The 23,141-nt window shown below is 75.0% G+C and carries 18 protein-coding genes and 1 pseudogene; 9 read left to right on the top strand and 10 right to left on the bottom strand.

The features are described 5' to 3' along the window. Nucleotides 1–409 precede the first annotated feature (409 nt). Entirely contained in the window at nt 410–1,771 is a 1,362-nt protein-coding gene (locus ABZ659_RS17230; RefSeq protein ID WP_360220037.1) for a DUF1254 domain-containing protein, read from the top strand. A gap of 508 nt (nt 1,772–2,279) precedes the next feature. On the opposite strand, the gene ABZ659_RS17225 is transcribed toward ABZ659_RS17230, so the two are convergent. Continuing rightward, nucleotides 2,280–2,675, bottom strand: coding sequence for a DUF5997 family protein (locus tag ABZ659_RS17225; RefSeq protein ID WP_360219915.1), 396 nt, complete (start codon nt 2,673–2,675; stop codon nt 2,280–2,282). A 91-nt stretch (nt 2,676–2,766) separates the two neighbouring features. On the opposite strand from ABZ659_RS17225, the gene ABZ659_RS17220 reads away from it, so the two are divergent. Continuing rightward, on the top strand, nt 2,767–3,489 hold the full coding sequence (locus ABZ659_RS17220; RefSeq protein WP_360219912.1) for a LysR family substrate-binding domain-containing protein: 723 nt from the start codon (nt 2,767–2,769) through the stop codon (nt 3,487–3,489). A 6-nt stretch (nt 3,490–3,495) separates the two neighbouring features. Here ABZ659_RS17220 and ABZ659_RS17215 read toward each other — a convergent pair. The 3 genes and pseudogenes from ABZ659_RS17215 to ABZ659_RS17205 form a co-directional block, all read right to left on the bottom strand. Continuing rightward, a pseudogene (locus tag ABZ659_RS17215) lies at nt 3,496–3,697 on the bottom strand (hypothetical protein); the annotation flags it as partial. A gap of 160 nt (nt 3,698–3,857) precedes the next feature. Beyond that, a complete protein-coding gene (locus ABZ659_RS17210; RefSeq protein WP_360219910.1) occupies nt 3,858–4,553 on the bottom strand; it encodes an HAD family phosphatase in 696 nt (231 codons plus the stop codon). Between the two features lie 19 nt (nt 4,554–4,572). Further along, nucleotides 4,573–5,052, bottom strand: coding sequence for an Lrp/AsnC family transcriptional regulator (locus tag ABZ659_RS17205; RefSeq protein WP_360219907.1), 480 nt, complete (start codon nt 5,050–5,052; stop codon nt 4,573–4,575). A gap of 270 nt (nt 5,053–5,322) precedes the next feature. On the opposite strand from ABZ659_RS17205, the gene ABZ659_RS17200 reads away from it, so the two are divergent. Both ABZ659_RS17200 and ABZ659_RS17195 read left to right on the top strand, forming a co-directional pair. Further along, nucleotides 5,323–6,837, top strand: a complete 1,515-nt coding sequence (locus ABZ659_RS17200; RefSeq protein ID WP_360219904.1) for an FUSC family protein — start codon at nt 5,323–5,325, stop codon at nt 6,835–6,837. Nucleotides 6,838–6,944: 107 nt separating this feature from the next. Then, nucleotides 6,945–8,009 (top strand): lactonase family protein, encoded by a 1,065-nt coding sequence (locus tag ABZ659_RS17195; protein ID WP_360219901.1) that lies wholly within the window; start codon nt 6,945–6,947, stop codon nt 8,007–8,009. 206 nt (nt 8,010–8,215) lie between these two features. Here the strand turns inward: ABZ659_RS17195 and ABZ659_RS17190 are convergent, their stop codons facing one another. From ABZ659_RS17190 to ABZ659_RS17175, 4 genes are all read right to left on the bottom strand, one after another. Continuing rightward, nucleotides 8,216–9,142 (bottom strand): hypothetical protein, encoded by a 927-nt coding sequence (locus ABZ659_RS17190; RefSeq protein WP_360219898.1) that lies wholly within the window; start codon nt 9,140–9,142, stop codon nt 8,216–8,218. Between the two features lie 171 nt (nt 9,143–9,313). Next, entirely contained in the window at nt 9,314–10,303 is a 990-nt protein-coding gene (locus ABZ659_RS17185) for a BadF/BadG/BcrA/BcrD ATPase family protein (RefSeq protein WP_360219895.1), read from the bottom strand. After that, a complete protein-coding gene (locus tag ABZ659_RS17180; RefSeq protein WP_360219892.1) occupies nt 10,300–10,977 on the bottom strand; it encodes a uracil-DNA glycosylase in 678 nt (225 codons plus the stop codon). The genes ABZ659_RS17185 and ABZ659_RS17180 overlap by 4 nt, the downstream gene beginning before the upstream one ends. Before the next feature lie 70 nt (nt 10,978–11,047). Further along, entirely contained in the window at nt 11,048–12,142 is a 1,095-nt protein-coding gene (locus ABZ659_RS17175; protein ID WP_360219889.1) for an exo-alpha-sialidase, read from the bottom strand. 273 nt (nt 12,143–12,415) lie between these two features. Here ABZ659_RS17175 and ABZ659_RS17170 point away from each other — a divergent pair, with 273 nt between their 5' ends. Continuing rightward, complete coding sequence (locus ABZ659_RS17170) at nt 12,416–13,018, top strand: hypothetical protein (protein WP_360219886.1); 603 nt, start codon at nt 12,416–12,418, stop codon at nt 13,016–13,018. A gap of 127 nt (nt 13,019–13,145) precedes the next feature. On the opposite strand, the gene ABZ659_RS17165 is transcribed toward ABZ659_RS17170, so the two are convergent. Further along, nucleotides 13,146–14,777 (bottom strand): acyl-CoA dehydrogenase family protein, encoded by a 1,632-nt coding sequence (locus tag ABZ659_RS17165; RefSeq protein WP_360219883.1) that lies wholly within the window; start codon nt 14,775–14,777, stop codon nt 13,146–13,148. A 72-nt stretch (nt 14,778–14,849) separates the two neighbouring features. On the opposite strand from ABZ659_RS17165, the gene ABZ659_RS17160 reads away from it, so the two are divergent. Further along, nucleotides 14,850–15,644 carry a PaaX family transcriptional regulator C-terminal domain-containing protein gene (locus ABZ659_RS17160; protein ID WP_360219880.1) on the top strand — a complete coding sequence of 265 codons (795 nt, stop codon included), beginning with the start codon at nt 14,850–14,852 and terminating at the stop codon, nt 15,642–15,644. Between the two features lie 60 nt (nt 15,645–15,704). Here the strand turns inward: ABZ659_RS17160 and ABZ659_RS17155 are convergent, their stop codons facing one another. Further along, complete coding sequence (locus tag ABZ659_RS17155; RefSeq protein WP_360219877.1) at nt 15,705–16,490, bottom strand: pectate lyase; 786 nt, start codon at nt 16,488–16,490, stop codon at nt 15,705–15,707. Between the two features lie 348 nt (nt 16,491–16,838). Between ABZ659_RS17155 and ABZ659_RS17150 the strand changes: the two genes are divergently transcribed. The 3 genes from ABZ659_RS17150 (at nt 16,839) to ABZ659_RS17140 (ending at nt 23,104) form a co-directional block, all read left to right on the top strand. Then, on the top strand, nt 16,839–18,146 hold the full coding sequence (locus ABZ659_RS17150; RefSeq protein ID WP_360219874.1) for a PHB depolymerase family esterase: 1,308 nt from the start codon (nt 16,839–16,841) through the stop codon (nt 18,144–18,146). 173 nt (nt 18,147–18,319) lie between these two features. Beyond that, a complete protein-coding gene (locus tag ABZ659_RS17145) occupies nt 18,320–18,790 on the top strand; it encodes a hypothetical protein (RefSeq protein ID WP_360219871.1) in 471 nt (156 codons plus the stop codon). 9 nt (nt 18,791–18,799) lie between these two features. Next, entirely contained in the window at nt 18,800–23,104 is a 4,305-nt protein-coding gene (locus ABZ659_RS17140; RefSeq protein ID WP_360219868.1) for a cation-translocating P-type ATPase, read from the top strand. Nucleotides 23,105–23,141: the final 37 nt, after the last annotated feature.

Raw genomic sequence — 23,141 nt, 5'->3', positions numbered from 1 at the left:
GTGACCCACGAGCCCCATTTGCCGGGGTATGGACGTGGTGATCTACTCGAAGAGTAGGTGCTTGTCCGAGCACCGGCCCGGCAACCCCACGAAGCAGGGCGCAGAATGCCGCGGCGTGGCGCACCGGGAGGAGGCGGGACGCGTCGTCGACGGTCTTCGGTTTCCCCGGTGCGCGTGGTGAGTTCGCGTGGTGGCGGCAGTCTGTGCCCTCCAGCCTCAGGAGAGGAACGCAGTGATGGCATCCTCAGCCGACAGCAACCATCCCGGGCGAGGGCTGCGCCACGATCTCGCCGCGGCGGCAGCCGGCATCGGCCAAGCGACGGCTGCCACCGGAAAGGCCACCGTGGCGGCCGTACGTCACCCGGGGGACACCATCGACCGCGTTCGGAAGGTGACGCGGGCCTTGCCCGTGGCATGGCACTCGGTGAAGCCGACGCTGACCGGCCGGGTGGACGACTGGCGCCGCGAGTACGCGTACACGTTGGGGGAGCAGGCCTTCATCTATGGCTTCCCGTACATCTACAACACAGAGCTCCGCCACCGTTGGGTGACCCAGAGGCCCGAGACGGAGACGACGCCCTACATGGCCGTCAACCACTTCTGGCATGCGAGCAGACTCTGGGACGTCTCGGACAGGGAGGGCGTGTCACCCAACATCGACACGCTGTATTCCTGGGCCTGGGTGGACCTGCGGGAAGAGCCCCTCATTCTCTCGCATCCGGACATGGGCGCTCGTTACTTCACCTTCGAGCTGGTCGCCTTCACCTCCGACAACTACGACTACGTCGGCATGCGGGCGACCGGATCGCAGGCCGGTGACTTCGCCCTCATCGGCCCGGGCTGGAGCGGGGACCTCCCGGAGGGCGTGCGCCGCACGGCGACCGCCCCCACCCCGTGGGTCCTGATCGTCGGGCGAACCCTCGTCGAGGGCGAGGAGGACCTCCCTGCCGTCCACGCGCTGCAGCAGCAGTACCGGCTGACGCCGCTCCACCTGTTCGGCAAGGAGGGCGCCACGCTCCCGGAACGCCGCGACGTACCGGTACCGGTCGACCCCGCCGAGGATCCGCTCGGTCCGTGGAAGACACTCAACGCGGCACTGGCCGAGAACCCCCTGCCGAAGCACCACGATGTCCTGCTCCGGCAGTTCGCGGAGATCGGCATCGGCCCGGGGCTGGACGTCGAGGCACAGCCGGAGCCGGTGAAGGATGGCCTGATCCGGGCCGCCGCCACCGCCGTGCCCATGCTCGAACAGCAGCTGCTCAGCGGCCAGTGGGCGGAGCTGGTCAACGGCTGGCGCTACCCTCAGGGGGAGGTCGGGCACTACGGGGACGACTTTCTCAGGCGGGCCGCGGAGCAGTCCCTGGTGGGCATCGCCGTCAACGATCCCGAGGAAGCGGTCTACCTGACGGCCTTCACCGACGACGCTGACGAGACGCTGACCACCGGCCGCTACGAGCTGCGCTTCGAGGCGGGGACGCTGCCCCCGGTCGACGCCTTCTGGTCGCTGACCGCCTACGACGAGGACCGGAACCTGATCCCGAACCCGATCAACCGGTACTCCGTCGGAGACCGCACCCGAGGGTTGGTCACAGACGACGACGGGGGTGTGACCCTCTATCTGCAGCCGGACTCGCCGGGGCCGGAGCGGGAGTCCAACTGGCTGCCCACGCCGCGGCAGGGCATCTGGTATGCCGCGCTGCGCATGTACCTACCGCGCCCCGAGGTCGTCGACGCGCGATGGCAGTGCCCGCCCATCAACCGCGTCGGTTGACGGAAGGCGGCCCATGGCCCGTTGCTGGTCACCGGGTGCCGGAGGCTCTTGGTACCGGACGACTCCTCCCCTACCTCCTGTGCGGTTTGGCAGGCCGCGTCACCCCACTGCCGGTACGGTTCCCGCGCGGCCGCGTCCAGGAACACATGCCCGGAGAGGTTGAGCCGCCCGGTGGGCATCCAGCCCGGTGGGCGGGCGTACGCTGGGGTTGTCCTGACGGAGGTTGGCGGACACCAACCGCGGCAACCCTGACCGGAAGGTGCGGCTCAGTTTTCTTGGTTGATCGGGACTGAGCGCGCGTGATCAGCCGTGGTCCTCTGCGGCATCGTCCGGCGGGAGCGGGCGGGTTGCCTGCACCCGGCCTCAGCAGGCAGCGACTGGTCCGCGACGGCACGGTGGTGCCCGAGGCGATCCTGCTGGCCCACCGCGAGGAGGTGACCCGGCTCGGTCAGGAGTGACCGGTTCTCCCGCAGGACGCGCGCCCTGCTCTACCGCACGGTCACGGGGCTCAGTCGTCGCCCTTCGCCGCGCGCTCGGCGTCGCGCTGCTTGAGGCGGGCCGCCTCCTTGCGGACCTCGGCCTGGGTGGCGCGCTCCTTCTCCAGCCACTCGGGGCGCTCCTCCTTCATCGCCTCGATCTGCTCGGTGGTGAGCGCCTCGGTCACCCCGCCGCGGGCCAGACCGGCGATGGAGACACCGAGCTTCGCCGCGACCACGGGGCGCGGGTGCGGGCCGGTGCGTCGCAGCTCCCGCAGCCACGCGGGCGGCTCGGTCTGGAGCTGGTTCAGCTCGGCGCGCGTGACGGTCCCCTCCTGGAACTCGGCGGGGGTGGCGGGGAGGTACACACCCAGCTTCTTCGCCGCGGTCGCGGGCTTCATCGTCTGGGTGCTCTGGTGCGACTTCATGGTGTCCAGACTATCCGCCGTACGACGGCCTCCCGCACCCGTCGCCGACGGCGCCCGGGGCGACCCCGGTGGCGCCGGGTAGCCTGGCGGGGTGACAGGCTCCGACACCCCCTCCTCCTTCCGCCTCGCGTACGTCCCCGGGGCGACCCCCGGCAAGTGGGTGCGGGTCTGGCACGAGCGCCTGCCCGAGGTCCCCCTGGACCTCGTCCAGGTCACGGCCGCCGAGGCGCCGGACGTGCTGCGCGACGGCGCGGCGGACGCGGGGATCGTCCGGCTGCCGGTGGACCGTACGGTGTTCAGCGCGATCCCCCTCTACACCGAGGAGACGGTCGTCCTCGTCCCCAAGGACCACCTGCTGACCGCCGCCGACGAGGTGACCGTCGCGGACGTGGCCGACGAGGTCGTCCTGCACCCCCTCGACGACGTCCTCGACTGGGAGCAGGGCCCGCCCGGGGAACCCGCCTTCGAACGCCCCGTCACCACGGCCGACGCCGTCGAACTCGTCGCCGCGGGCATCGGCGTCCTCTTCGTGCCGCAGTCCCTGGCCCGGCTGCACCACCGCCGCGACCTGACCTACCGGCCGGTGGTGGACGCCCCGCAGTCGAGCGTCGCCCTGTCCTGGCCGGAGGCGGCGACCACCGACCTCGTCGAGGACTTCATCGGCATCGTCCGCGGCCGGACCGTCAACAGCACCCGGGGCCGCCAGCGGCAGGAGACCTCCGCCCCGCAGCGGAAGACGGCGGCACGTAAGACCCCACGGCCCGCCGCCGCCCCGAAGGGCGCCCGCCGGGGCAAGCCGCGCCGCCGTTCCTGACGGGACCTACCGCACGTACGACGCCCGCTCCGCCGTCCGTACCGCCGTCCCCCCGCGTGAGCAGTCCGTCGGCCACCCACGCGTCCACCACCGACCGCACCCGCGCCACCAGCGCGCCCTTCCCGGTGAACGGCGCAGCCGCCCACACCTCGGCGAGCAGCGTGGTGCCGTCGGTCCGCGCGGGGCTGGCGGTACCGGAGTCGTAGCCGCACGCGCGGGGTGCCGTTCACCGCGCGGCCGTTGACGGTCGCCCGGAACCCGGCCGGTGCCCTCGCAGCAGGTCGTGCCCTGCTTGGGCGTGTAGTCGCGGACGTGCCCGGGGGGAGCCCGACGAAGTACGTCACCGCTCTGACGGGCGTGGACGTCCCTCAGGCGGACGCCGTCGTGCGCAGCAGCCAGTCGTACGCGTCACGCGCGTCGAACTCCGCCTGCCCGCCGCGCAGCAGCAGCCCCGCGGTGCCGAACTCGGGAGCGTCGGCCTGCGCCGCCACGTACGGCACCGCGACGCAGCGCATTCCGGCCGCGTGCGCGGCGGCGGCGCCCGCGGCCGCGTCCTCCACGACGACACAGCGGGCCGGGTCCGCGCCCAGGCGGCGGGCCGCCTCCAGGAAGACGTCCGGGGCGGGCTTGCCGTGCGGCACCGCGTCCGCGGACACCGCCGTCCGCAGCCACGCGTCCAGCCCCGTACCGGCCAGCACCGCGGCGATCGCCTCCGGCGACGAGCCCGAGGCCACGGCCATCGGCACCCCCTCCGCGGCCAGCAGCTCCACGAACGCGCGCATCCGCGGGTACGCGCGCAGCCCGTCGCGGGCCAGCGCGAGGTAGCGGCGGTTCTTGGCCGCCAGCAGCTCCGCCACGGGGGTGGTGAGGCCGTACCGCCGCTTCCAGTCGGCGACCGTCTCCTGGGTGCTGATGCCGACGTACCGCTCGTGGTCGGCCCAGGAGAAGTCCGTTACGCCGTGCTCGGCGAGGGTCAGCCGTCCGGCCTCGTAGTAGAGGGGCTCGCTGTCCACGAGTGTCCCGTCGAGATCGAAGATGACCGCGAGGCCGTCGAGGTGGCTCATGCGCTCATGATGCCGGGGCTCAGCCGTCCGCCGCCGCCCGGCCGATCGACGCCACCAGCGGCAGCAGCCGGTACGGCACGCGCTCGCGCAGGGCGACCTCGCTGCGGGTGCGGACGACGCCGGGGAGGCTGATCAGCTTCTGGATCACGTCCTCCAGGTGGGCGTTGTCGCGGGCCACGACCCGGGTCAGCAGGTCGCCGCCGCCGGTGATGGAGAACGCCTCGACGATCTCCGGCACGGTGGCCAGCGCGTCCCCGACGTCGTCGAGGTGTCCCTGGGTGACCTCGATGTGCACGAACGCCAGCACCGGGTGGCCGAGGGCGGCGGGGGAGAGGCTGGGGCCGGTGCCGGTGATCACGCCGTCCCGCTCCAGCCGGTCGAGGCGGGCCTGGAGCGTGCCGCGGGCGACCCCGAGGATCCGGGCGTACTCCCGCACGCTGGTGCGCGGCTGCTCCAGCAGCAGCCTCAGGATGCGGGTGTCGAGTTCGTCCACGGCCATGACGCCCGGCCTCCAGCTCGGTCGTTGATCACCGGCGACTGTACCAATGGCCCAGCGGGCCGCACGCGCGCTGAGCCGCGTGCGGTGGTCCGTTGGCCCTTCGGGGGTCGCAGTGAACCACTCAGAGCTGTGCCAATGGCATAGCGGCGCGGCACTCACTTGAGCCAGTGGTGGACTTGATGCTGTCATGGGGGAGTCGATGGCGCTGCGGATTCCCGCGGCGCCTTTTTCATGCCGGTGTGACCGATCCGGGCGAGAGGTGGGGATGCAGTGCTGAAGAGGGTGTTCGTGGCTCCGGACCCGGGACGCGTGCGGCTGCGGTTCGCCGCGCGGGCCGTCCTCGGCATCGGGCTGGCCGTCGTGGCGTGCGCTCTCCTCGGGCACTCCCTCGTCGGCGCGGTCACCGGCGGTCTCGCCGCGCTCCTCGCCCTCTTCACGGTCGCCGACGCCACCGTGCGCGGGCAGGCGGTCACCACCGCGCTGCTGCCCGTCGTCGGCGTGCCGGTGCTCACCGCCGCGGCCCTGCTGCACGACCACCCCGTGCCCCGCGACCTCACCTTCCTCGCCGTGGTCGGCGCGGGCGTCTACGCCCGCCGCTGGGGGCCGCGCGGCCACAGCCTCGGCGTGTTCGCGTTCATGACCTACTTCATCGCCCAGTTCCTGCGTGCGACCCCCGGGCGGCTGCCCGAGCTGTACGCCGCCGTCGCGCTGTCCGTGCTCGCCGCGGCGGCGGTGCGGTTCGGGCTGTGGTGCTACGAGCGCCGACTGCCGCCGCCCGCCGTTGTCGCCCCGCCGGTGGGCGCCGGGCTGGCCCGTGTCACCACCCGGCAGGCCGTCCAGGCGACCGCGGGCGCCGGGTTCGCGCTGGTCGTCGGGCAGCTGCTGTCCGGGCAGCGCTGGTACTGGGCCGTCGGCGCCACCTGGTGGGTCTTCGTCAACACCACCTCACGCGGCGAGACCCTGGTCCGGGGCTTCCGACGGGTCCTCGGCACGGTCCTCGGCATCGGCGTCGCCCTGCTGGTCGCCGTACCGCTGCACGGAGCGGCCGTCCCGACGGCCGTGCTGCTCGCCGTCTGCGTCTTCGGCATCTTCTACACCGCCGCCGTGTCCTACACCTGGATGATGCTCAGCGTCACCCTGCTCGCGGGCCTGCTCTACGGGGCGCTGGACATCCTCACGCCCGGCCTGCTGGCGCTGCGGCTCGCCGAGACCGGCGTCGGGGCCCTCGGTGCCGTCCTCGCCGTGCTGTTCGTGCTGCCGGTCACCACCCACGCCGTCACCGACGCCTGGATCCAGCGAGCCCTGCGCTGTGTGCACGCCTGCACGGCCGCGACCGCCGCGCGGCTCGCGGGCGCCGCGGACGCCGACCCGGCGCCGCACGTGGCCGAGCTGGAACAGCTCCTCGCCCGGGTGCGGCTCGCCGTCGCGCCGCTCGTCCACCCGCTCAACCCGATGCTCGGCCGCAAGCGGCGCGCCCGCCGGGTGCTCGCCCTGCTCGACGACTGCGCCCGCGAGATCCGCGGCCTCGTCGCCGTCGCCGCCGACCCCGAGGCGTCCCACGACGCCCGGCTGGCCGCCGCCTGCTGGCGGGTGCAGTCGGCGGTGGAGGCCCTGGTGGTGGCGGACGGCGACCGCGCCGCGGGTCCGGCCCCCGCGGTCGCCGCGCACCCCGTGGCCGACACCTCCCCTCCCGCCCTCACCCACCTGCACGGCCTGGAACGGGCCTTGACGGAACTGGCCACACCGCTGCGGACACCGTCCGGATCGCCGTTGGTCGGGGCATGACCGGTCGCTCCGCGCGGGGCACACCGGGGGCGATGCTTGGTCTAGACCTAGCGTGATCGACTGCTACCGTCGGCTCCGGGACGGCACACGACGGAGAGGGGACAGCGGTGGCAGACGGCGGCAGGCGGCAGCGGCGGGCGTACATCGGGTCGTTCACGGCGGCCGGGGGCCCCGGCGTGGTGACCGCCGCGGTGGAGCCGCGCAGCGGCGCGCTGACGGTCCTGAACAGGGTGAACGGCGTGCCCGACCCGTCCTACCTGGCCCTGTCGCCGGGCGGCGGGATGCTCTACGCGGTCAGCGAGACCACCGACGGCGCGGTGGCCGCGTACCGCGTCACCTCCGACGTCCCCGAACCCGCCGGGCCCCCCGTCCCGGTCGATGGGAGCGGGCCCACCCACCTCAGCGTGTACGCCGGGCACGTCCTCACCGCCAACTACGGCTCCGGCAGCGTCACCGCCGTGCCGCTGCACCCCGACGGCAGCCTCGCGGACGCCCCCTCCGGGGTGCTCCAGCACCACGGCTCGGGGCCGCACAGCCCGCGCCAGCAGCAGCCGCACGCCCACCAGGTGCAGCCCGACCCGAGCGGACGGTGGGCGGTCAGCGTGGACCTCGGCACGGACTCCGTGCGCGTCTGCACCCTCACGGACGGCACCCTCGTTCCGCACCGCGAGATCGCCCTGCGGCCCGGCTTCGGCCCCCGGCACCTGGTCTTCCACCCGGCGGGCCGGTACGCCTACGTCGCGGGCGAACTCACACCGGCCGTCACCGTCTGCCGGTGGGACGCAGCCGACGGCACCCTCAAGCCGCTGGCCGAGATGCCGGTGCTGGCCGTCGCGCCGAGCGGGGACGCCTACCCGTCCGGCGTCGTCGCCTCGCCCGACGGCCGCTTCGTGTGGACCGCGACCCGCGGCGAGGACGTGCTGTCCGTGTTCGCCGTCGAGGGCGAGTCGCTGCGCCTCACCGCGACCGTGCCCTGCGGCGGCCACTGGCCCCGGGCGCTCACCGAGTCGGACGGCGTCCTGTACGTCGCCAACGAACGCTCCGGGGACGTGACCTGGTTCCGCGTCGACCCTGACACCGGCCTGCCGATGCGCGCCGGGTCCGTCGCGGTGCCCGCGGCGTCCTGCGTGGTCGTACGGACGGGCGGGGTGACGGACGGGGTGACGCCGTAGCCGCCTGCGGCGCCGCGGGCGCCGCCGAGTCGACGCCGTGGAGCCGATGCCGCTGGGCCGGCTACGGCGCCCGGCGGGCGCCGTCGAGCTGTCGCCGCCGGATCGTCGACCGCGCCGGGTCGGAGGTGCGCCGTAGACGACGCCGGGCCCGCTTCCCGGGGAGGGGAGCGGGCCCGTGACCTGCGCGGGGCAGGGCGGCGGTCAGGTCAGCGCACCGGGGCGCCCTGCGGCTGCTGCGGGGCGATGCCGAGCGCCGTCGTGTACTTGGCGAGCGCGAGCTTGCCGATCGCCGGGTACGGGCCGAGCGCCTCCGAGGCGGAGCAGCCCGCCTCCCGCGCGGCCTCCTCGACCAGCGCCGCGTCGATCTCCGGCCCGATCAGGTACGGCGCCAGCGCCAGCTGCTGCGAACCCGCGGCACGCAGCTGCTCGGCCACCGACGTGATCGAGCCCTCCTGGTCGAGCGCGGCGGCCATCACCGGCACCGCGAGCCGCGCGGCCAGCAGCATCCCGGTGATCCCGGCCGCCTGCACGGCCTCCTCGCCGCCCACGGAGGCCAGCACGATGCCGTCGGCGGCGGTCGCCACCGTGAACAGCCGGGCCCGGTCGGCGCGGGCCAGACCCGCCTCCGACAGGCGCACGTGCAGCGCCTCGGCGAGCAGCGGGTGCGGGCCGAGCACGTCGGTCAGCTCGGCCGCCACACGGCTCTCCATCACGGCCTGCCGCACCTGCCGCAGCAGCGCGCTGTCCGGACCGGCCAGCAGCGGCACCACCACGGCGACCGGACCGTCCGGCTCCCTGACGTCCTCCACACCGGCCGCCAGCGCCTGCTCATAGCGGGCGGCGCGCTCGTCGGCGGCGTACGACAGGACGGCCTGGAGCGTGGGGAACTCCTCGTCGTCACCGTCGACGTAACCGATCCGCGCGTCGAGGCCGGGCAGCTCGGAGCGGGCGATGCTCACGATCTCCTCGGCCAGGCCGCGGGTGGCGGCGCTGGGCGTGCCGGGCACCGCGAGGACGAGCGCGGGCGCGCCCTCGGGAGCCGCCAGGGGCTCGGGTCGGCGGTGCCGCCCGGGCTGGCGGGGGCGCGGCATTCGTACTGGCAGGCCGGACGCGGGCCCAGTGGGGGAGCTCATGGCGCCGCATGTTACTTGTTTCCGGTGCTCCCCTGTTCGGGGAGGGGGCAGGTGAGCGGTATCCGTCCGGTTTTGTCTGATGAGTTACTTACGAATCAGAACCGATCGGCCTATTCATCCGTTGATGTGATGCCGTTGCTGGTACGCGTGTCCCTTCCCGATTCGCTCCCGTCACTCCCGATCGGTCACGACGTACAGCAGTTTCGCGTCACGGGGCAGAGTGAGCGTCCCGGTGGCCAGATCGGTGGCGATACGGACGGAACCGAGCAGGGGGTCGCCGTCCGCCGCCACCCGCCGCGCGTGCGGCAGACGCCGGGACAACTCCTCCTCCAGGGGCTTGAGCAGTGCGGCGCCCAGCTTGGACAGGCCGCCTGTCAGCGCCACTCGCGGTGCGCCCCGCGGCGGGCACACGGCGGACACGGAGTCCGCCATGTGCCGGGCCGCCGCGCGCAGGATCGCCGCGGCCACCGGGTCGCCGTCCGCGCAGGCGGCCACCCGGGGCGCGAAGGAGGCGAGGAGGGCGGGGCGGTCCGGGCGCGGATACAGCTGGCCCGGCAACCCCGTCACCGGCCCGAACTGCTCCTCGGCGCAGGCCAGCAGAGCGGCCGAGCCGTCCTCCCGGCCGTCGTGCGCGCGCAGCGCGGCCTCCAGACCGGCCCGCCCGATCCACGCCCCGCTGCCGCAGTCGCCCAGCAGATGACCCCAGCCGTCCGCCCGCCGCCAGGCGCGCAGATCGGTGCCGACCGCGACGAGACCCGTCCCGGCGGCCACCACGGCGCCCGGGCGCACGCCGAGGGCACCGGCGTAGGCGGTGACCGCGTCGGCGGCGAGGGCGACCTCGCGCACCCCGAACTCCCGGCCCAGCAGGGCGGGAAGCTCGGCACGCAGGGCGTCCCCGAGGCTGCCGAGACCGGCGGCCCCGATCACCGCCGTGCCCAGCGCCCCGACGCCGGTCTCCGCGCTCAACGCGCGCGCCATGGGCACCAGCTGCGCCATCAGGTGCTCGGGGTCGATCCCGCGCGCGCCGGTCCGCACGGGCTCCGTGGACTGCCGCTGCCCGAGCACCCCGCGGTCCACCGTCGCGACCACCACCCGGAGGCCGGAGCCCCCCGAGTCCACGGCGAGGACGGCCCGGGTGCCCTCCCCGCCGGGTGTGGTCACGGCAGGCGCCAGTCCACCGGCTGGCCGCCCTGCCGGATCAGCAGGTCGTTGGCGCGACTGAACGGACGCGAGCCGAAGAAGCCGCGGTCGGCCGACATGGGCGAGGGGTGGGCGGACTCCACGGACGGCAGGTCGCCGAGCAGCGGACGGCAGTTGCGGGCGTCCCGGCCCCACAGGATGGACACCAGCGGCTTGCCGCGCCCGGCCAGCGCCCGTATCGCCTGCTCGGTGACCTCCTCCCAGCCCTTGCCGCGGTGCGCGCCCGGCTTGCGCGGGGCCGTGGTGAGCGCCCGGTTGAGCAGCAGGACGCCCTGCCGCGTCCACGGCGTCAGATCGCCGTTGGACGGCTGGGGCAGCCCCAGGTCGGTGTGCAGTTCGCGGTGGATGTTGAGGAGGCTGCCGGGCAGCGGGCGCACCTCGGGCGCGACCGAGAACGACAGCCCCACCGCGTGCCCCGGCGTCGGATACGGGTCCTGACCGACGATCAGGACCCTCACCTCGTCGAAGGGCTGCTGGAAGGCCCGTAGGACGTTCGCCCCCGCCGGGAGGTAGGTGCGTCCCGCGGCGACTTCCGCGCGCAGGAAGTCGCCCATCCCGGCGATCCGTCCGGCCACGGGTTCGAGGGCCTTCGCCCAGCCCGGTTCGACGATCTCATGCAACGGTCGTGGTGCCACGGGCGTCACCCTACTGCCGTACGGGCGGCGGACTTCAACCGGTGCCCGACGCCCGGTGGTTGGCCGTGGCTCATCCGACGACCGCCGCCCGGACACAGAGCACGTCCGGCAGGTGCGCGGCCAGCTGCCGCCAGCTGTCGCCGTCGTCGGCCGAGGCGAACACCTCGCCGTTGCGGTTGCCGAAGTAGACGCCCGCCGGGTCCGCGCCGTCCGTGCACATCGCGTCGCGCAGCACCGTGCCGTAGTGGTCCTCCCGGGGCAGGCCCGCCGTGAGGGGCTCCCAGGTCCTGCCCGCGTCCGCCGTGCGGAACACCCGGCAGCGCCGCCCCGCGGGCACCCGGTCGGAGTCGGCGTTGATCGGGAAGACGTAGGCGGTGTCGCCGCGGTGCGGGTGGGCCGCCACGGTGAAACCGAAGGTGGACGGCAGCCCTTCGCCGATGTCCGTCCAGTGCGCGCCCGCGTCGTCGCTGCGGTACACACCCCAGTGGTTCTGGAGGTACAGCCGGTCCGGCGTCGCCGCGTCCTGCGCGATCTTGTGCACGCACTGCCCGAACTCGGGGTCGGGGTCGGGCAGGAACACCGCCGACACACCGGAGTTGGACGGGCTCCAGCTCGCGCCGCCGTCCGTGGTGCGGAAGACCCCGGCCGTCGACACGGCCACCGTCACCGCGCGCGGGTCCCGCTGGTCGGTGAGGACCGTGTGCAGGCCCTCACCGCCGCCGCCCGGCACCCACTTGGAGCGGGTCGGGTGCTCCCACAGCGGGCGGACCAGCTCGAAGCTCTCGCCGCGGTCCTCGGAGCGGTACAGCGCGGCGGGCTCGGTGCCCGCGTACACCACGCCCGGTTCCGCGGCGGCCGGGTGCAGCTGCCACACCCGCTCCAGCGAGGCCCCCGTGTCCTTGGGGAACTTGACCGCGGGCCGGGCCGGTTCGGTCCAGGTGCGGCCCAGGTCGTCGGAGTGGAACACCGACGGCCCCCAGTGCGCGCTGTCACCCCCGGCCAGCAGCCGTGGGGTGTCACCGCGGGTGTCGATGGCGACCGAGTACACCGCCTGCGCGTTGAAATACGGACTCTCGTCGAACTCCCAGGACCCCCCTGTGCCACCGCTGCGGCGCCCGATGAACAGGCCCTTGCGCGTGCCCACGGCCAGCAGTACCTCGGTCATGCCGATCACCTCCGCGACGTCTCTGTCTCAGACACCGGCCAGTCTGCACCCCACCACTGACAGTCACCCCTCCAACCGGCCGCCCCGCAGGTCAGCGCGGTCTTACGGAAACGCGGAGCGGTCGGGACCGGTCAGTTCCGGTCACCTCCTGCGCGGTGCCGGGGCACGTGGCACCGTCAGGGCGGGGAACCGCGTCCTGAGCACCGGGGGCCCCGGCGCCGTATGGAGGGGGCGGTCGGGGATGTGCACGCGTTCACGAGGAGGAAGCCGCCGGTGGCGTTCCGTGGTCGGGGTGTGGCGAGGGTGTGGCTGTGGCGCTGGCGGCGCGGTCCGCTGCGGCGGCGTGCCGATGCCGTGGAGTGCCGGGTGCTGCTCGGTGCCTGGCTGCTCACCGTCCTCGTCGGTGTGGGCGCCGGTCTGACCGCGGCACACTCCGTCGAACGGCAACTGGCGCGGGAGCGCGCCGAGTGGCACCCCACCACCGCGCGCCTCGCCGGGCACGCACCCGGCCAGCCTGCCGCGGGTGCCGCGGGTGCCGCGGGTGCCGCGGGTGAGCGCGTGTGGTCCACGGTGCGCTGGTCCGGGCCGGACGGCGCCGCGCACTCCGGTCAGGCCCGGGTCCGGCCCGGCAGCCCGGCGGGCACGCCGGTCACCGTGTGGACGGACCGGCGGGGACACCTGGTGACCGAGCCCGCCACCGCGTCCGAGGCCCGCCTGAACGCCTCCGTCGTCGGTGGCCTCGCGGGGTTGAGCGCGGCGGCGGTCCCCTTCCTGGCGGGCCGCGCCGCCCGGTGCCGTCTGGAACAGCGGCGCCTCGACCAGTGGGACGCCGACTGGGCCCGGTTCGACGCGTTGCGGGGGTGGCGGACGGGGTGAGGGGACGAGAAGGCGAAGGGGAGCGGGGCGCGGCAGCGAGGGAGCGCGCGGTGGGGTGACGAGAGGCGCGGGGCGAGGGGGCGCCGAGAGCCAGGGGCGTTGGAGCGCCCCCGCGGGCGCGGTCGCGTCAGTCCCGTACGCCCAGCGCCCGCCCCAGCACCGCCCCCACGTCCGCCGTCGCGGGCAGCGTGCCGAACGCGTGCCCCCAGTCGCCGCCGAGGCGGGAGGCGCAGAAGGCGTCGGCCACCGCGGGCGGGGCGTGGCGGACCAGGAGGGACGCCTGGAGGGTGAGCGCCATCAGCTCGACCAGGCGGCGGGCACCGGCCTCGGACGCCTCGGTGAGCGCGTCCTTGAGGCGGGTCACGGCCGCGTCCAGCCGCGCGTCAGCGCCCCGCGCGAGGGCCAGCTCCCCGAACAGGGCCTCCGCGGTGGCCGGTTCGCGGCCCAGCGCCCGCAGCACGTCCAGGGCGTTGACGTTGCCCGACCCCTCCCAGATCGACAGCAGCGGCGCCTCCCGGTAGTGCCGGGGCATCCCGGACTCCTCCACGTAGCCGTTGCCGCCCAGGCACTCCAGGGCCTCCGCGGTGAACGCCGGGCCGCGCTTGGTGACCCAGTACTTGCCCACGGCGGTGGCGATACGGCGGAACGCCCGCTCGGCGTCGTCCCCGCGCCCGGCCCGGTCGGCGGCGCCCGCCAGCCGCAGGGCCAGGGTGGTGGCGGCCTCCGACTCCAGGGCGAGGTCGGCGAGGACGTTCCGCATCAGCGGCTGGTCGGCGAGGGCGGCTCCGAACGCGGTCCGGTGCCGCGCGTGGTGGCCCGCCTCCACGAGGGTCTTGCGCATCAGCGTCGCCGACGCCATCACGCAGTCCAGGCGGGTGCAGTTGACCATCTCGATGATGGTCTTCACGCCCTGCCCCTCCGGGCCGACCCGCCAGGCCACCGTCCCGTCGAACTCGGGCTCGGAGGAGGCGTTTGACCGGTTGCCGAGCTTGTCCTTCAGCCGCTGGACGCGGAAGGCGTTGCGGGTGCCGTCGGGCAGCACGCGCGGCACCAGGAAGCAGGACAGCCCGCCCGGGGCCTGCGCGAGCACCAGGAACACGTCGCACATCGGCGCCGACGTGAACCACTTGTGCCCACGCAGCGTGAAGACGCCCTCTTCGGCCGTCGGGGTGGCCGTCGTCGTGTTGGTCCGTACGTCGGAGCCGCCCTGCTTCTCCGTCATCCCCATGCCCGCCAGCAGTCCGCGCTTCCGGGCCGGGACGCGCAGCCCGGGGTCGTACTCCCGGCTCGTCAGCAACGGCTCGTAGAGCTTCGCCAGCTCCGGCTCGCGGCGCAGCACCGGTACCGCCGCGTACGTCATCGACGTGGGGCAGCCGTGCCCGGCCTCCGTGTGGCCCCAGACCAGCCCGCCCGCCGTACGGGCCACATGGGCGCCGGGACGGTCCTCCGCCCAGGGCGCGCCCGCGAGGCCTTCCGCGACCGCGACCCGCATCAGGTGGTGCCAGCTCGGGTGGAAGTCCACCTCGTCGACGCGGTGGCCGTAGCGGTCGTGGGTGCGCAGCACCGGCTCGTGCCGGTTGGCCAGCTCGCCCCACTCCTGCGCCTCGGCGCTCCCGGCCCGCCGGCCGAGGCGCCGGATGCCCTCCTCGGCCCATCCGGCGCCCTCCCGCCGCAGCCCCTCCAGGAGGGCGGCGTCGTCGGAGGCGTCGTACGGGGCCAGGGGAGGGGGCTGGTTGGTGACGTCATGGGTGGCGGTCATGGCGCCATGTTGCATCCTGGCTGCGGCTGTATCAATAGCGCAACAGGGACGCTTTGCGTACAGTACCGGGCCATGTCCCTGAACGCGTCCGAGCCGCGGGTCGGCGGCCTCGCGCTGCGTCCGCTGTCCGCGCGGTCGGTCGTGCTGAGCCTGCTGCTCGGCGCGCATCCGCCCGAGCTGCCGGTGCGGGACCTCGTGCGCGCGGTGGAGCCGTTCGGGGTCGGCGCGTCCACCCTGCGGGCCGCGCTCAGCCGGATGGTGGCCGCCGGTGACCTGCGGCGCGCCGACGCCGTGTACCGCCTCAGCGACCGGCTGCTGGAGCGCCAGCACCGCCAGGACGACGCCGTACGGCCCCGCACGCGCGCGTGGGACGGCGACTGGGAGACGGTCGTCATCACGGCGACGGGGCGCGGGCCCGCCGAACGGGCCGAGTTGCGGGCCCGGCTCACCGCCCTGCGGCTGGCCGAGCTGCGGGAGGGCGTGTGGCTGCGGCCCGCCAACCTCGACCGTCCGCTGCCGCGGGAGCTGGAGCGCGTCGCCGAGCTGTGCGCGGCGCGTCCCGCGCGGGACCCGCGCGAGCTGGCCGCGCGGCTGTGGCCGCTGACGGACTGGGCCGCCACCGCCCGCGCGCTGCTCGCCGAGGTCGGCGGCGGCGCTGAGGCCGAGGGGAGTCCTGGAGGGGCCTCGGGTGCGCGGCGGGACCCGGCCGCCCGGCTCACCGTCTTCGCGGCCGTCGTACGCCATCTGCTCGCCGACCCCGTGCTGCCCGCCGGGCTCCTCCCGGCCGACTGGCCAGGCGCGGCGCTACGGGGCGTCTACGGGGCCTACCAGCGGGAGCTGACGCGGGTGGTGGCGGGCCGGGCGTGATGCGGCGGCCGTACGCGGCAGGTGCGGGAACGCCGGTACGGCCGCCCTCACCGTGGGGGGTCAGCGGTAGGTGATGTCCGAGTTGCTGTAGAGGCAGTTGGTGCTGTCGGGGCCCGTCCCCACGGCCGTGTTGTTGTTGTACTTCTGGCAGGGGACGACCTTGCGGCTGGCGTCGTTCAGGATGGTGATGCCGCGCAGGGTCGCGACGTCGTCGCGGTTGACGTTGATGCCGACGATCCGCGCGGTGGACCCGGTCCCGGTCACCTCGATGGTGTTGAGGTTGACCCGGCGGGTGTACTGCGTGGAGCAGTCGCCGCAGGAGCGGTACAGCGTCTTGAACTCCCGCACGGCGAAGTCGGAGATGTTCGCGGTGCCGCCGCCGTTGTGCTGGAAGACCTTGTCGGCGGCCTTCTTGGCGCCGCCGCCGCGCACGGTGTAGACGGCGTTGGTGCCGCCCCGGAAGGTCGCGGCGTCCTCGCCGACGTCCTCCCACCAGACGTTCTCCAGCGTGCAGCTGCCCGTGCAGTGGATGCCGTCGGCGCCGGGGTAGCCGATGACCACGTTCCGCAGGGTGGCGCCGTCCGCGAGCCGGAAGATCGGGTCCTGGCCCTCCTCCTGGCCGCCGGAGGCCAGGTCGCCGGTGCCGTAGTAGCGGATCATGCCGCCGTCCCGGACGCCGGAGACGGAGATGGTGGCGCTCACGCCCTGGCTGCCGCTCGGAGTCGGCCAGGTGGCGGCACTCGCGGGAGCGGTTCCAGTGGTCATGATCATGCCAACCGAGAGGCCGAGGGTCGCCAGCCCGCCGGTCAGCGCGCGCCCTTTGGCGCGCCTTCGTGTCGCGGTCATGTCCCGAGTCCTTCTCTCTTCGTGGGGGGCGCGGTCGTGGGGTACGCGCGAGATCAGCCCGGGTCCGTGAATGTCGTCCATGTACTTGACCCGAGGATCCATGGATCCGCCCTGGCTCTGTGCGGGCGGGTCGTGTCGCTGAACGGAAAGTAGAGGGCAAGCGCTTTCTGGTCAACGGCTCGCGCAGAACGTGTCCGGGGGGAGCGTGCTGTGCCCGAAAGGGCCGTGGGAGCGCTTCCATGACGGCCGTGCCCATGCCACCATTCCTGGTGCTCCCCTCAGCGATGCCCCCCGTCGACGCCCCGTCGACGGCTCCCCGAGCCGCCATCACGAAGGGACGACCCCGTCGTGCCCCACCGCACTCCCACCCCTGCCCGCCGCCCCCGGCGTCCGGCGCTCGTCGCGCTCCTCGCGGCGCTGCTGCCGCTCCTCGCGACCCTGTTGGCCACCGCGCCCCCGGCCGCCGCCCGCGCGCAGGCCCCCACCGCGCAGCTCACCGAGGTCACCGGCTTCGGCAGCAACCCGAGCAACCTCCAGATGTACCTGTACGTCCCCGACAGCGTCACCGCGCACCCGGCGGTCGTCGTCGCTGTCCACTACTGCACCGGGTCGGGACCGGCCATGTACTCCGGCACCGAGTACGCCTCGCTGGCCGACGAGTACGGCTTCATCGTCGTCTACCCGTCGGTCACCCGCGCGAGCAAGTGCTTCGACGTCTCCTCGCCGCAGGCGCTGCGCCGGGGCGGCGGCAGCGACCCGGTCGGCATCAAGTCGATGGTCGACTGGGTGACCCGGACCTACGACGCCGACCCCGACCGGATCTTCGCCACCGGCATCTCCTCCGGCGCGATGATGACGAACGTGCTGCTCGGGGTGTACCCGGACGTGTTCGCGGCGGGCGCCGCCTTCGCGGGCGTACCGTTCGGCTGCTTCGCCACCACCGACGGCTCCGAGTGGAACAGCGCCTGCGCCAACGGCACCGTGACCCACACCCCGCAGCAGTGGGGCGACCTCGTGCGCGCCGCCTACCCCGGGTACGCCGGTCCCCGGCCGCGGATGCAGCTGTGGCACGGCACCGCGGACGACGTGCTGCGCTACCCCAACTTCGGCGAGGAGGTCAAACAGTGGACGAACGTGCTGGGCGTCTCCCAGACCCCGGCCGCCACGGACACCCCCGCCTCGGGCTGGACCCGCACCCGCTACGGCGGCACCGGTGACCAGGCCCCCGTCGAGGCGGTCAGCCTCCAGGGGGTCGGCCACAACGTGTACGCGTGGGGCATGGCCGCCCGCGTCCTGACCTTCTTCGGCCTGGACGGCGACGGACCGGCGCCGGAGCCGGAGCCCGGCGGCTGCCGGGTGACCGCCACCGTCAACGCCTGGAACACGGGTCTGACGGCCTCCCTGACCATCACCAACACCGGGACCACCGCCGTACGGGGCTGGCAGCTCGGCTTCACCCTGCCCGGCGGCCAGACGATCACCGGCGGCTGGGGCGCCACGTACACGCCCGCCACCGGGACGGTGACCGCCACCAACGCCTCGTACAACGGCACGATCGAGCCAGGCGCGAGCGTCAGCATCGGCTACCAGGCGAACCACGGCGGCAACAGCGGCGCGCCGGGCGCCTTCACCCTCAACGGGGCCGCCTGCGGCTGACCGCGTCCCTGAGGCGGTCGCCAGTACGTTCCCCCCGTGGTGACCGCCGTCCGACCCGGGCGGCGGTCACCAGCGGCTTTCCGGCTCGACTTGTCACTTCCGGTACGGATGACGACCCGTTTCGCGGGCACTCGGGGTCCACCAGAGTGATCTGCCGGGAGGTGTGGGGAGCCATGACAGCGGAGAAGTCGTCCTCGTCCGGCCTTCCGTGGCCGCTGCGCGGCGCGGTGTCGGTGCTGGGCCGGGTGCCCGGCGCGGGGGTCGTGGGCAAGGTGGCCGAGGGCACGCTGAACACGGTCGGGGCGGTGTCGCCGCGCGGCCGGAGGATCGCCGTCTACACCGGCGCCGGGGTACTGGGCGTCGCCGGGATCGTGGAGTGGCCCGTCGCCGTGACGGGGGCGGCCGTCGCCTGGCTCACCCAGCCGAAGCCGCGCCCCGCCGCCACCGACACCGACGCCACCGACTCCGACACCGACGCCACTGAAGGGAAGGCGGCCGTCCAGCCGTCCGGGCACCGGGACGTGCCCAAGCCCTCCGAGGTCGCCGCGTCCTTCCACGCGCCCACCGTCCCGGACACGCCGTCCGGGAAGCTGGAGTCCGCCAAGCACGCGCCCGCGCGGCCCGGCGCCAGCGCCAGGAGCTGAGGGAGCACCATGGCACTGGCTCTGCTGACAGGACCGTCGTCGGGCGTCTCCGGGGCGCTGCTCGCGGCGCCCCGGCTGCTCGCGCGCGGAGCCGCACCCGCGGTGGGCGCGGCGGCGGGCGCGGTGGCCGGGACCGCGCGGGCGGGCGCACGCGGCGCCGACGCCGTGGTCAGGGTGGCCCGGGTCGGCCGCAACGCGCTGCCCGGCGGTGGCCCCGCGTGGCGCTCCGGGCGGCGGGCGCACCTCGCGCTGCGGCCCGCGCACGGGGAGCGGCTGCGCCGGGCGGGCGGACTGGAGAGCGCCGCGCGCCGGGTCGCCGCCACCCTGGCCGAGCATCCGGACGTCGCCTACGCCTACTGGGACGGCGGGCTGGCCCGCCTCGTGGTGGTCGCCACCGAGGACGCGCTGACCGACCGGGTGCTGGACAGGGCCACCGACCTGGCCGAGCGGCACGGCCTCGGCCCCGAGGACGAGGCCGTCGAGGAGTTCGCGCACCCGGGCGACCCGGCCGAGGTGCGCACGGTCGCCGCGGCCCTCGCCGCCGACGCGGCCGGGGCCGCCGCCGCGGTCACCGCGTCCGTCCTGCGGCTGCCGCCCCTGCCCCGCCATGTGACGGCCCTGGTGACGCTGTTGCGGGAGAACCCCCGGTTCCGCGGCTGGCTGCGCGCCCGGCTCGGCCGCTCCCGCATGGACCTGGTCCTCGCCGCCGCGAACGCCGCGACCCACGGCGCCGGTCAGACCCCCGTGGCGCTGCTGCTGGACGGGACCCTGCGCGGCTTCCAGCTCGCGGACACGGTCGCGCGGGCGGCGGCCTTCGACGCCGTACACGACGAGCTGTGCGCGCCCGGACGCGCCGACGTGGCCGCCGACCGCTGTCCGCGTCCGCCGCTGCGCACCTCACCGGCGCAGGAGTACGCCGCCCACGCCTCCACCGGGAGCGTGCTCGGCGCCGCCGCGACGCTGCTGGCCAAGCAGGACGCGGCGGAGGCGGCGGAGGCGGTGCTCGCCGGGTCGCCCAAGGCCGCCCGCTACGGGCCCGCCGCCTTCCACGCGGCGCTCGGCACCGCGGTCGCCCGCACCGGCATCCTGGTGCGGGACACCGACCGCCTGTGGCAGCTGGAGACCGCCCAGACGCTGGTGCTGCACCCCAGCGCCCTGCACACCCCCGAGGAGGGCGTCGACCCGTGGGCGGAGGCCGTGCTGGACGCCGCCCGGCGGGCCCGGCTGCGGGTCGTCGTGGTGGAGGACCCCGCGCTCGGCGACTTCACCGCCCTCGCCGACCACGTCGTGAGCGGCGACCGGCCGCTGGAGGAGGTGGTGCGCCGGATGCGGGACCGCGGCGGCGTGATCACCGTCGCCCGGCCGCGCTCCGCCGACGACGGCGAGGTGCTCACCGGGCTGCTCGGCGGGGACGTGGCCGTCGCGCTCGCCGACCAGGACGCCGCCGTCGTCTGGGGCGCCGACGTGGTCGCCCCGCACGGCCTGCCCGACCTGTGGCGGCTGCTCACCGCCGTACCCGCCGCCCGCGCGGTCGGCCGCCGCGCCCAGACCCTCGCCCGGTCAGGCGCGGCCCTCTCCGGGCTGCTCGTGGCCGTGGGGGAGTCCCGCGGGAAACGCCGCCCCCTGGTCCCCGGACTACGGCACCTGCCCGTCGACGTGAGCGCCGCCGTGGCCCTCCTCGGCGGGGCCCGCTCCGCGCTCGGCGTGTCGCTGGCCCGCGCCCCGCACCCGCGGCCCCGCGTCGCCTGGCACGCCCTGCCGCCGGACGAGGTGCGGAACCGCCTGGAGCGGACGCGGGAGGCGGCACCCGCCCCGCTGGAACAGGCCGCCTCGCGGGTCCGCAAGGCCGTGGACACCGCGGCCAAGGTCCCCCCGCTCGCCCCGCTGCGCTGGACCGCGCAGCTCGCGCACGCCGTACGCGGCGAACTCGACGACCCGCTCACCCCCGTCCTCGCGGTCGGCTCGGCCGCCTCCGCGATCCTCGGCTCCATCGTGGACGCCCTGCTCGTCGTCGGCGCCCTCGACCTGAACGCCCTGGTCGGCGGCGTCCAGCGGCTGCGCGCCGAACGGGCGCTGTCCGGTCTGGTCGCCGAGCAGAAGCAGAAGGCGCGGGTCGCGGACGGCGAGACCGAGGGCCCGGCGCACACCGTCGACGCCGTGAAACTGCACCCCGGCGACGTGATCGAGCTGAAGGGCGACGACGTCGTCCCCGCCGACGCGCGACTGCTGTGGGAGGACGGTCTGGAGGTCGACGAGTCCGCGCTGACCGGCGAGTCCCTGCCGGTGGACAAGCAGACCGACCCGACCCCGCGCGCCCCCGTCGCCGACCGCCGCTGCATGGTCTTCGAGGGAACGACCGTGGTCGCCGGGCACGCCCGCGCCGTGGTCGTGGAGACCGGCGAACGCACCGAGGCCGCCCGCGCCGTGCACCTGGCCGCCCGTACCCCGCCCGCCGCCGGAGTGCAGGCGCGGCTCCAGGAACTCACCCGCAAGGCGCTGCCGTTGACGTTCGCGGGCGGCGCCGCGGTGACCGGCCTGGCGCTGCTGCGCGGTACGCCCATCAGGCAGGCCGTCAGCGGGGGCGTCGCCGTCGCGGTGGCCGCCGTCCCCGAGGGCCTGCCGCTGGTGGCGACGGTGGCGCAGCTCGCCGCCGCGCGTCGGCTCAGCAGCAGGGGGGTGCTGGTGCGCGCCCCGCGCACGCTGGAGGCGCTCGGCCGGATGGACACGCTCTGCTTCGACAAGACCGGCACCCTCACCGAGAACCGGCTGCGCCTGGTCCGGGTCACCGACGCCGACGGCACCGCCCGCAAGCCGGACGAGGCCCGCGAAGACGTCACCCTGCGCACCGCCGTCCGCGCCTGCCCGCAGCTCAACGGCGGTTCCGGCAAGCCCGTCCACGCCACCGACGAGGCCGTCCTCGACGCGGCCGGACGCGACGACCCGGGCTGGACCCAGACCGAGGGCCGCCCGTTCGAGGCTGGCCGTGGCTACGCCGCCGCCGTGGGCCGTACCGAGGACGGCCAGCGGGTGCTGGTGGTCAAGGGCGCGCCGGAGGTCATCCTGCCCGCCTGCGCCGACCTGCCCGGCCACGCTTCCGAGGGCGCGCACGACCTCGCCGCCGACGGACTGCGCGTCCTCGGCGTGGCGCGCCGGGTGCTGACCGACGCCGAGCAGGACTCCGCCGTACTCGAAGAGCCCCTGCGCGACCTGGAGTTCACCGGGCTGCTCGCCCTGGCCGACGTGGCGCGCGACACCTCCACCGCGCTGGTCAGCGGGCTGCGCGAGGCGGGCGTACGGCCGGTGATGCTGACCGGCGACCACCCGCAGACCGCGCGGGCGATCGCCGTCGAGCTGGGCTGGCCCGAGGACACCGCCGTGATAACCGGCGACGAACTCGCCGCCGCCGACCGCTCGGAGCGCTCCCGGCTGCTGCACGGCGTCGACGTCGTCGCCCGGGTGGCGCCGGAGCAGAAGCTCCAGGTCGTGGAGGCGCTGATGGACGCGGGCCGGGTGGTCGGCATGGTCGGCGACGGCGCCAACGACGCCGCCGCCATCCGCGCCGCCGACATCGGCGTGGGCATCAGCGCCCGGGGCTCGGCCGCCGCGCGCAACGCCGCCGACCTGGTGCTCACCAGCGACGACCTCACCGTCCTGGTCGAGGCGGTCGCCGAGGGCCGTGCCCTGTGGCACAGCGTCGCGGACGCCGTCGCGATCCTGATCGGCGGCAACGCGGGCGAGATCGGCTTCGGCGTCGTCGGCACCCTGCTCGCCGGGTCCGCGCCGCTGTCCACCCGTCAGATGCTGCTGGTGAACCTGTTCACGGACCTGTTCCCGGCGATGGCGGTGGCCGTCACCCCGCAGAGGGAGCCGGAGGAGGACGCGTCCGCCCTGGAGGTGGCGGGCAGCGCGCCGCTCGGCAACGAACTCCTCGGCGAGCCGTTGCTGAAGCAGATCCGCGACCGTGCGCTGACGACGTGTCTGGGCGCCGTGACCGCCTGGCTGATCGGCCGCTTCACCCCGGGCACCGCCCGCCGCTCCACGACCATGGCCCTGTGCGGCGTGGTCGGTACGCAGCTGGCCCAGACCCTCGCCGACCGCCGCGACAGCCCCCTGGTCCGCGCCACCTCCCTGGGCTCCGCCGCCGCCCTGGTCGCCCTGATCCAGACGCCGGGCCTCAGCCAGGCGCTCGGCTGCACGCCGCTGGGTCCGGTCGCCTGGGCCGGGGTGGCCGCGGCCATCGCCGTGGCGGTGACCGGCCAGCGGGCCCTGCCGCGCCTGGAGCAGGCGGTCGCCACCCTGCGCCGTACCGCTTAGGGCGGGTGGCGGAAGTCCCGCCTGCCGCCCGACGCCC

It is taken from the genome of Streptomyces sp. NPDC006997 (genome assembly GCF_040635175.1).
GTDB lineage: Bacteria > Actinomycetota > Actinomycetes > Streptomycetales > Streptomycetaceae > Streptomyces.
This window is presented reverse-complemented; position numbering and strand designations above follow the sequence as displayed.

What these genes read in the sequence shown, in the direction of transcription:
- ABZ659_RS17225 (WP_360219915.1), bottom strand. Translation starts at nt 2,675, where the DNA reads ATGAAGTCGCACCAGAGCACCCAGACGATGAAGCCCGCGACCGCGGCG.
- ABZ659_RS17210 (WP_360219910.1), bottom strand. Translation starts at nt 4,553, where the DNA reads ATGAGCCACCTCGACGGCCTCGCGGTCATCTTCGATCTCGACGGGACA.
- ABZ659_RS17205 (WP_360219907.1), bottom strand. Translation starts at nt 5,052, where the DNA reads ATGGCCGTGGACGAACTCGACACCCGCATCCTGAGGCTGCTGCTGGAG.
- ABZ659_RS17190 (WP_360219898.1), bottom strand. Translation starts at nt 9,142, where the DNA reads ATGAGCTCCCCCACTGGGCCCGCGTCCGGCCTGCCAGTACGAATGCCG.
- ABZ659_RS17175 (WP_360219889.1), bottom strand. Translation starts at nt 12,142, where the DNA reads ATGACCGAGGTACTGCTGGCCGTGGGCACGCGCAAGGGCCTGTTCATC.
- ABZ659_RS17165 (WP_360219883.1), bottom strand. Translation starts at nt 14,777, where the DNA reads ATGACCGCCACCCATGACGTCACCAACCAGCCCCCTCCCCTGGCCCCG.
- ABZ659_RS17160 (WP_360219880.1), top strand. Translation starts at nt 14,850, where the DNA reads ATGTCCCTGAACGCGTCCGAGCCGCGGGTCGGCGGCCTCGCGCTGCGT.
- ABZ659_RS17155 (WP_360219877.1), bottom strand. Translation starts at nt 16,490, where the DNA reads ATGACCGCGACACGAAGGCGCGCCAAAGGGCGCGCGCTGACCGGCGGG.
- ABZ659_RS17145 (WP_360219871.1), top strand. Translation starts at nt 18,320, where the DNA reads ATGACAGCGGAGAAGTCGTCCTCGTCCGGCCTTCCGTGGCCGCTGCGC.
- ABZ659_RS17140 (WP_360219868.1), top strand. Translation starts at nt 18,800, where the DNA reads ATGGCACTGGCTCTGCTGACAGGACCGTCGTCGGGCGTCTCCGGGGCG.